Source organism: Enterococcus sp. DIV0213h (assembly GCF_051711285.1).
GTDB classification, from domain to species: Bacteria; Bacillota; Bacilli; order Lactobacillales; family Enterococcaceae; genus Enterococcus_D; species Enterococcus_D casseliflavus.
The window spans coordinates 25,085-31,338 of sequence record NZ_JBIOMH010000002.1 but is presented as its reverse complement, the minus strand read 5'-3'; the positions used below and the strand labels follow the sequence as shown (position 1 = coordinate 31,338).

The following is a 6,254-nucleotide window of genomic DNA, read 5'->3' as shown; positions in this document are numbered from 1 at the left end:
TAGTTTTGCTTGCTCTTGGTTGTCCACTGCGCCTAAAATATAGGCTTCAGCAGACAATTTGAGCATTTCTAGTAAAGAGTCGTCAGACTTAGTATCAATACGTAAGTAGTTCTTTAGTTCTTCGATTGTCATTCGTCTGCGCCCCCTTCAGTTTCGATTACGCTTGGGTAAAATTTACTAATTTACCAGCTTCAGCGTCGATTTTCTTGTAGTCAGAACGAATACCAACAGCTAAACCTTTGCTGTAACGGTCAAATTTTTCCCATTCAGCAGAAATTTCGTTACGTTGAGCCATAAATACTGCTTCTTTCAAGTCACCGATCCAAATGAAACCAGCTGTGCTTTTAGCAGTAGGCGCTACTTTGTTAGAAACTAAAATTACTTCTTTACCAAACAACATTTTTCCACTTGCTGAAGCAATAGAATCTTGTAGTAAGTAACGTCCGTCAGCGTCTTTCAACGTGTCGATTAATTGGTAAGCGTCTTGGTTCATAACAATTTTAAGGTCTAATTCTGGGTCTAAATCAACGTTTACAACACGTTTCAATTCGTCAGCATTAGTAGCATTTACAGCTGTAAAGCCTTTTAATACAGTCATGATATTAGCGTTGTTTGTATTTGTAACCATACGTTCCATAGAACGTTTAGCGTATGCTACTACGTCAATTTCTGCGTCTTCGATAAGTTCGTTAGAGAAAGCAATTTGACCGATACGAGTTTCACATTTGTAGTCAACTTCTAAGAAAAGTGGTTCGTCGATCTCTGCAATTTCAGCCAATTCAGCTTTAGTAGCCAAAATAGCTTGCGCACGTTTAGCAACTGGGAATTTACCTTGTCCTGTTCCTACTGCTTCTTTTGTTACATATTTTGACAAGTCAACTTGACCGTCTTTTAATTCTAATACTGAGTTAGAAACCTCAACTGGTACCAATACAGAACCGTTAGTAGTATCTAAACCACGTGTTTCAGTTCCTTGTGTACGAATGTATGCTTCAAAGTCTTGTACTTTGCTTGTTAAATCTTGAATTTCTTTCATGCTTCTTTCTTCTCCTTCTTTGTCTTGTCTAAGTTTTTCGTCCTCGTTTTCGTCTTCAGCTGGTTTTTCTTCTTCAGCTTCAACTTCAACTTCTTCGATTTGTTCTGGTTCTTCTTCTGTTTCTGGTTCTGGCGCAACTTCTTCTTCAGCTGTAAGTTCAGCTAATTCAGCTTCGATAGCTTTTTGCTCGGCTTCAGTTTCTTTAATAGATTTGATCTGAGCCAAAATTTCTTTTGCTTTAGTTAAATCGCCGTTTTCTAGTGCTTCATTTGCTTGTGTCTTTAACTCTTGAATATCCAAAACTTCGTCCTCCTTATAAATTTTTGAGCAACAAAAAAGAGCTACTGACCTTTTACAAAGTCAATAACTCTAATTCGATTGCTGCTTTTTCAATTTCGTATTGTTTAACTGCCTGCTCTAAGTCTCTTTTGATTTCAGCATTTGTGTTTTCATAGGCTGGTAAGCTTACAATAGAAATTTCTCTAAGTTCTTTGATTTTCTTAACAGTACGCAAGTATGTATCTGCGTCGATACGCTCTACAGTTGTAGAATTTCTGTCTGTCTCGTCAACTTTAAAACCGAAACTACACTCGTTAACGTCTCCTCGTTCGATTGATTTATATAAGTCGATCGCATAAGTAGTGTCTGCTAAAATGATTTCAAACTTTAAACCAATATTATCAACGTTTAATTTAAGTGTGTTTGCTTTGGTACGACCCAAAATTTTACTGTAATCGTGGTCTACCAATGCTTTTACGTCAGTCAAGTTAACGCCGTCTAAAGCTTTAGGATCAATTACTTCATAATAGTTACCTAACTTTTTTGAACGCTGTCCAAACTTAATTGCATAGCCTGTTAAAATTCTTTTGTCCCCTTCAGTTTTCGCAAGGAAGTCGGGGCGAACTTCCTCATTGTTAGGTATTTGTTTTGATACGTCTTGTGCCATTATTCTTTACCTCCACTATTTAAACTTGTAATAGTCTGAGAAGCTGCGTTCTTAAAGACTTCATTACCACCAGCTACTGGTTCTAAACCATAAAAATTACGTACCTCATTCACTGTAAGTACGCCTTCACCTTGTTTTTCAGTCATAAGCTTAGTAAATAAAGAGTCCTTACTTACGCCCAATAGGTGAGCAAAACTTACTTCAACTTGGGCGCCTAGTTTATTTTCTAGCTCTTGGGTAATCATGCGAGCGTAGGCGTTTAAAGTTGAAACAATATAAAGGTCGTTTGCCTGGTTGTCAGAACTATTTACAAGCTCCATACCGAACCTGTTTAGTGGAATACCAAACGTTTTGCTGATTTGCTGCGTGCTATATTTATTGTTTTGAATTAGGTCTAGCACTTTTGTATCGACCGTAACTTGCTCGAACGTTTCACCTTCGTCCAAAATCATTACAGAACCACTGTTTGTTGCTCCAGAATTGGCTTCTTCAAAGCTTTCTCTGATTTCTTTCTTGCTCTCGTTGTTTAGCCGACCTTTTGAAAGTTTCAAAATACCGTTCGTAGTAATACCCCTTTTAAAGCTATTTACCAGCAACATAATGCCGTTCTTTTGCATAGCTAGTTCTGGTGTAAGACTATAGAGCGGTGAAATACCTTTCTTGCCGTCAATCGTAAAAGCTTTTAAGTGAATCATGTCAGCAGCTTTTACCACTGTATCTTTCTTGCTTTGTGTGATTTTATAGCCTAATTCTTTGCCGTCTTCAGACTCTAAAACAGTTACGATATTGCTTCTAACATTGCGTAACCCTGTAACCACTCCGTCTTTGTTTCGTTCAATTAATGCAAAGCCGTTACCGTTCAGCAAAGTATTAGCGATCAACGTAAACATAAAGCTGTAAGCTGTTGTAGAGTTGTTAGCTTGTTTGTTTAGTAAGTCTTCGATCAATGAATTACCTTTAACCTTATAGTCTGCGCTTGCAATGTCCGCACTGATAATGCGTACAGCTGTAAAAATATCTGATTGTAAAAGAGCTGTATCACCAGCAACAGTTACCAAAGAAGCATTATTGTCTAAGCTAATAATGTCTATAATTGCTTGATCAGCGCTTCTGTTTTGTTGTGTGTCTCTAATTAAAAAACCCATTTACTTACTTCCTCTCTAATTGATTTAATTCATACTGTAAAAGTACGGCTAGTCCCACAAGTATTGCTCCTAGTACAAAGAACCCAAGAGCCAGCGAAACTAAAAAGGCGCTGACCGTTAAGCAGATAAGCCCAACGATCAATAGCGCCAGTTGCAAATAAAATAATATATTCATTTTTCATTCTCCTTTAGTAGCCAAAGCTGTAGCCGTTTTTGGCAATTTGTTCATTTATGTCCTCTTCTTCTAAGTCGTGGTACATTGCTTCGTTGTAGGCGTCTATTAGCGCCATTAAAGGGTCTATTTTGTTTCTATTGGTAGTCTTATCTATTTGTACTAAGTCGTTGTCTTCGATCGTAATAGCGTTAAAAATAGCCCTGTCTAATAATGGGTTTCCGTTGTGGCGCACTCTGTCGTTCAACGTATCGTATTTAAACTGTCGTATAGGCGCCGTAAGTACAAATTTAGTTTGGCGTACCTGGATCAAAGGTAAAACGTCGTCGAGTTTTCCAACTACCACATTTGCATAGGCTGGGTCGTAGGCGACCGCTTGAACGTCTAAGTCGTTTTCGTTTACAAAATTAATGAGCCAGTCAACCATGTCGTCATAGTCAATAAGCCCACTCTCTAGCCCTGTGATAGAACAAAAGCCTTTGCGCTCAAGTTCTCTATAAGGTGTGTTGTCTTCACGTTCTTTTACTTCAATGCCGCCCTTAGTCGCCACGAAACTAAATGAGTCAACAAAATAAACCTTCTCTTCCTCTATTGGGATAACCCAAGAGACAGAAGTAAGGTCTCCACTTCTTGAAACGTCCAAACCAAAGTAAGCCTGGCGCCCTTTAATATCATATTTTTCTTCTCTATACCCTAATCTCCACTCGTCAGCTGTAAAGTAAGACTCTTTAGTTGCTTGCACCCATAAATTAAAATGCTTCGTAAGAACGTTTGAGACAGTACCTTTTGCTAGTCCTTCTCTGTATAGCTTCTTAATTTGGGCAATATTTCTTTTAGCTACTTCGCCACCAACTTCTAGTAATGGGTTTGACTTGATCCAAAGCTTTTCGTCTTCAACTTCAGCTGGGCTATCTTGTTCCCAACATAAAGCTAAATATTCTTCGTCCTCAACTTCTTCGTTTAAAATTTTAGTAACATAAGGGTACTCAATCGAATACATAGGGTAAGTTAACTTACTGCTGGCTGTACTTATAATCAAAATTAAAGGACTGTCTTGTTGTCCCATGCTTGACTCAATAACGTCCATCATTTCAGTAGTACGGCTTAACGCATATTCGTCGAAAACACCCAAGAGAGTGTCAAGTCCGTCTAATGTATCTGCGTCGCTTGAAAGTGGACTAATAAAACTGTCGTCTGTTGTTTTAAGTTCTGTCTGCAATATCTTTGTAAAGCCTTTGATACCTTTACTTTGCGCCCTAATTGCTTTCAACTGTTTCTTTGTCATATTGAAAACGATACGTGCCTGATCCTTTTTATTGGCGGTCGTATAGATTTGTCTACTTTCTTTTGGCGAACGTTCGTAGAGAAGCATGTAAAGTGCAATTCCAGCGCTTATGAGCGATTTACCTTGCTTACGTGCTAATGAAATATAGGCTTTTCTAAAACGTCTATAGCCTGTGTCTTTGTGAACCCAACCAAAAACCAGCTGTATAATAAACTTTTGAAAGAGTGCCATTCCATTTACCTTTCCACTTTTAGGGTCTGGTAACGATCCAATAAAGATAATAGGCAACCTAGTTTTTTCTAGGTCAAATTCATAAGGGTAGTCTTCAGATTGGCTTTTAATTAAGTCTCTCTTGTGTCTATCTATAGCTTTTTGTATTTTATTCCCAACGATAATACGACCGCTTTCTACAGCTTCTATATACTCTTGTACGTAATCGTTCATAACTGTCCTTCAGCTTCTTTCAGCATTTGTGCAAATAGGTCGCTCTCGTTGTCTGCTTCAGTCGTTGGGTTCTTAATTCTCATACGTGAGTCAATAGTTAAACCTAGCTGGCTTGCTAGTGATTTAAGTTCTTTATTGGCTCCATTCAAGACGTCAATTATTGGGTTCTTGCGTCCGTCGATCGTCAAAGGTTCAACTTGCATTTGTTCCCTGGCACGTTCGCTAACTGAAACATAAACACAATAGTTTACAACGATCGCTCTATCTAATTCACTGATAGGTAGGTTACGTGTATCAACAATCAAACCTAGCCTTTTCCATTCTGCTTTTGCGAGTTTGTCTAGCTTCTTGGGTACCTTTGAGAAGTCCAAAGGCTCGAACGTAAATAAAACCTCTTCTTGTTTTTGCTTCTCTTCTAACTCGTCTTTGGTGTAGTGCTTACTTGAAGCCCCACTCAATACTGCTTTTCTTCCCACATAAATCACCTCTTTTGATATTTCTCGCTATTCTTTGTATAGACTTTGATAGCCTTGAGAGTTCATAAAGGGAAAATTTTGTGCGGAAAAGTTGACTGCGATCCACAAAATTTTCAGACCCTACCCCCGTATTTAGTACCCCTCACCCTTTTTGGCAAAAAAAAATAGCCCAACTTTCGTTGGACTACTCACTATTTTGCTTCAGATTTGTATAGTTTCCACCACATTTTACGATCGTCTGTATTCATTCCACGCACACCAGGTTCACCAGTAATAGTTTTTTCTTGACCTACAACAAAATCTGACTCTTGAATATCGTTGTCGAACTTAGCAATAAAGGTATAGTACTGCAAACCTTCGTCTTGTATATCTTGCCAGGTTAAACCTTCACGATACTTGCTTGACTCAATTAAAACTAATTTACTACTCGAAACCTCAACTACTGTTCCTGTCCAAGTAACTTGTTTATCTCTTACCATACTGTTATAAGCTTCTGACTTCTCTGACTCGCTATTGTATTTAGTTTCAAAGTCTTCTAAGAATGCTGGAAAGTCATTTAAATTAGTTGTTAAGTCATATAGTTTAGGTTCACTAGAAACTGTAGTGCTACTTTCTGTAACACTTTCTACTGTGGTCTCTACTGTCTTAGCTGTCTCTGTATCGTCTTCTATGAAACCACCAACTACTCCCATAAAAACAAATACTGCTAACACAATAAACCAACGTCTCTTATAAATAGGTTTCTTCATT

At 38.1% G+C, this 6,254-nt stretch carries 8 protein-coding genes; all 8 read right to left on the bottom strand.

The window, feature by feature from the left end; all coding sequences use genetic code 11:
* Positions 1-132 (bottom strand): head-tail connector protein (locus IGI77_RS17780; RefSeq protein ID WP_438770621.1); only part of this gene is annotated, 132 nt, incomplete at its 3' end.
* A gap of 25 nt (positions 133-157) precedes the next feature.
* Positions 158-1,336, bottom strand: a complete 1,179-nt coding sequence (locus IGI77_RS17775; RefSeq protein WP_438770617.1) for a phage major capsid protein — start codon at positions 1,334-1,336, stop codon at positions 158-160.
* Between the two features lie 52 nt (positions 1,337-1,388).
* Positions 1,389-1,982, bottom strand: a complete 594-nt coding sequence (locus tag IGI77_RS17770; RefSeq protein ID WP_438770615.1) for an HK97 family phage prohead protease — start codon at positions 1,980-1,982, stop codon at positions 1,389-1,391.
* Positions 1,982-3,127 carry a phage portal protein gene (locus tag IGI77_RS17765; RefSeq protein ID WP_438770613.1) on the bottom strand — a complete coding sequence of 382 codons (1,146 nt, stop codon included), beginning with the start codon at positions 3,125-3,127 and terminating at the stop codon, positions 1,982-1,984. Before IGI77_RS17765 ends, IGI77_RS17770 begins: the two co-directional genes overlap by 1 nt.
* A gap of 4 nt (positions 3,128-3,131) precedes the next feature.
* Complete coding sequence (locus IGI77_RS17760) at positions 3,132-3,302, bottom strand: hypothetical protein (protein ID WP_413157902.1); 171 nt, start codon at positions 3,300-3,302, stop codon at positions 3,132-3,134.
* 13 nt (positions 3,303-3,315) lie between these two features.
* Positions 3,316-5,028 (bottom strand): terminase large subunit, encoded by a 1,713-nt coding sequence (locus IGI77_RS17755; RefSeq protein WP_438770612.1) that lies wholly within the window; start codon positions 5,026-5,028, stop codon positions 3,316-3,318.
* The gene (locus tag IGI77_RS17750; RefSeq protein ID WP_271815008.1) at positions 5,025-5,504 is read right to left on the bottom strand and encodes a phage terminase small subunit P27 family; all 480 of its coding nucleotides are present in this window, start codon (positions 5,502-5,504) and stop codon (positions 5,025-5,027) included. Before IGI77_RS17750 ends, IGI77_RS17755 begins: the two co-directional genes overlap by 4 nt.
* 191 nt (positions 5,505-5,695) lie before the next feature.
* Complete coding sequence (locus tag IGI77_RS17745) at positions 5,696-6,253, bottom strand: hypothetical protein (protein WP_438770610.1); 558 nt, start codon at positions 6,251-6,253, stop codon at positions 5,696-5,698.
* Between the last annotated feature and the right edge of the window lies 1 nt (position 6,254).